Source organism: Marinobacter vulgaris, assembly GCF_003344045.1.
Lineage (GTDB): Bacteria > Pseudomonadota > Gammaproteobacteria > Pseudomonadales > Oleiphilaceae > Marinobacter > Marinobacter vulgaris.
Genome location: NZ_QFWX01000023.1, coordinates 1 through 1,321 on the forward strand (window position 1 = coordinate 1; position 1,321 = coordinate 1,321).

Here is a 1,321-nt window from a genome sequence, read left to right on the forward strand (position 1 = left end):
TTGGGAACTCAACCGGTTGTTGCCTATAGAGGCTTTAGCCAATCAAGTGATCTACAGCCCCGAACTCGACTTGTCTGAGCCAATTAACGAATCTCATCTAGCCGCATCTGTCGTGCCTTTCGCCGTCCCCGGCGGACATGCCTCTCGTTTCCTGTGGATCATTCTCACTTTTGGAGTCGTATTCAGCTATAAGGGAGTGGTTTTTACTTATACAACAGCGCGCAACCTGGCCGCTGCACGACGCCTGTTTGCGGAGTCGGCCCGACGAGATACCGTCAACGCCTACGAGGAATTTCTTAAAGCCACAAAAGAAGGACTGTTTAGGCCCAGGAGGCTGCGCAAGAAAGCTGAGCAGGCCCGAAATCAAGTTTACGATAAGTATGTTCGTCGGATGGTACTACTTAAAGCCGTAAATGATCGTCATGTTGGATCCTTAACGTCAAAGCTTTCCGAATCTGGGGTTGAAAAGGATCCGATGGCAAAAGGCGTCCAGGAGCTCCTCATAAAAAATGCTCAATCATCCAGCAAGCTATGCAGCGTAATCGTAACCATTCTGAAAAATAGTCGAAATGCATTCACCAGAGAGCTCCCGTATCAGATAGACCTTAGTCCGCAAGTTTATTTGAGAGGAATGCAGAAAGGGTTCGACAGTATTGTTGAGCTAATCGAATTTAAGATAGAGCAGGATCAGATTCGCTGGGCGAATGTCAGCAATGGGATTCCCATAGCCAAAATGGAAAACCTGCATCCATCATTGGGGGATGCAATCAATCAAACGGCTTCTGAGGTACGAAAAACCAATAATTGGGCCCCTTTTGAACAGCTATACACAGCCTGTCTTTCGATTGTAGATGAGCAGCTGGCAAATTCTCCAGAGCTTCAGGTTAAACGACAAGCGCTGTCGGGTATCCTTAGGAGTTATCTGCTCAACCGAGTTACCTTGCAGTTGCCAATTAAGGACGGATTTTCGTCTTATCGACAGGGTTATGAGAAAAATATCAACACCATCCTCGCGGACACTTTGTCGCGTTTCTTCCCTGATGAGTTGGTGGATGGTGATGGCCTGATCCATAGAAGCTATGGCTCTTCGAATAAAACACTAGGCAACATAGAGATTGATCTACTTGCAGAAGGAATTGTATCCAGCGGTGGCACAGTTTCATTTTCGAGCCGCTTTCGCTTTCAACATGGAGAGTCCTTGGTATTCCAGCGCGAGGGACGGTTGAATGACAAGCGGAATGTGCCATGCACTGACAACCAGAAGCCAATTATTCAAGCAATAGACAGTGCCGTTAAGGCTTTCGCTCCACCAGCCCCCCCC

Annotated in this window: 1 protein-coding gene; it reads left to right on the forward strand. The window is 47.7% G+C overall.

Features of this window, described 5'->3' with window-relative positions; translation table 11 throughout:
• Positions 1-1,321 (forward strand): hypothetical protein (locus DIT71_RS17960; protein ID WP_158538985.1); only part of this gene is annotated, 1,321 nt, incomplete at both ends.